This window comes from Synechococcus sp. R6-10 (genome assembly GCF_047461815.1).
Taxonomy (GTDB): domain Bacteria; phylum Cyanobacteriota; class Cyanobacteriia; order Thermostichales; family Thermostichaceae; genus Thermostichus.
This window is the reverse complement of the sequence record NZ_JANSHW010000697.1, coordinates 1-678: the sequence shown is the minus strand read 5'-3', so window position 1 is coordinate 678 and position 678 is coordinate 1. Positions and strand designations below refer to the sequence as shown.

Sequence of the window (678 nt, the reverse complement as noted above, 5' to 3'; positions counted from 1 at the left end):
ATCAAGCGCGGTCGCAAGCCAGCGCGGGAAGCCGGTGCCCAGCGGCAGGCTGCCGCCGAGATCGCAGTGCCGCTGTTCGGCTACAAGAACCATCTCAGCATCGACCGCGGGCACGGCTTCATCCGCCGTTTCACCGTCACGCATGCGGCGCGGCATGATGGCAGCCAACTCGGCGCGGTGCTGGATCCGAACAACACCGCGAGCGGCGTCTGGGCGGATACGGCCTATCGCAGCAAGGCCAATGTGGACCTGCTCCACCGACGCGGCCTCGTTCCCGAGTTCCAGCGCGCCAAGCCGCGCGGGCGGCCGATGCCAGCGCACATCGCCCGCGGCAATGCGACCCGCGCCCGGGTGCGCAGCCTGGTCGAGCACGTCTTCGCCACCGAGAAGCGCCGCATGGGCCTGGTCGTCCGCAGCATCGGCCTCGTCCGCGCTACCGCGCGCATCACCCTCGCCAATCTGGCGTACAACATGCGCCGCCTCGTCTGGATCGAAGGGAGAGCCGCGCCCGCTTGATCGGGCATGGCGTCGGAAAAGCCCCGTAGCCTGCGCCGGAAAGCCCCGCAAAGGCTCGAACCCCGCACACCCAACCGCGCGGCCACCCAAAACGACCCTCACCAACATCCAGCCAGACAGTTATTCGAGGTGTCCGCTCGTTGAGCACGGTCACGGCGAGCG

1 protein-coding gene is annotated in these 678 nt (G+C 68.7%); it reads left to right on the top strand.

The window, feature by feature from the left end:
- The coding region (locus tag NW837_RS15390; protein ID WP_414332532.1) for a transposase at positions 1–516 on the top strand (516 nt) is incomplete at its 5' end.
- Positions 517–678 lie beyond the last annotated feature (162 nt).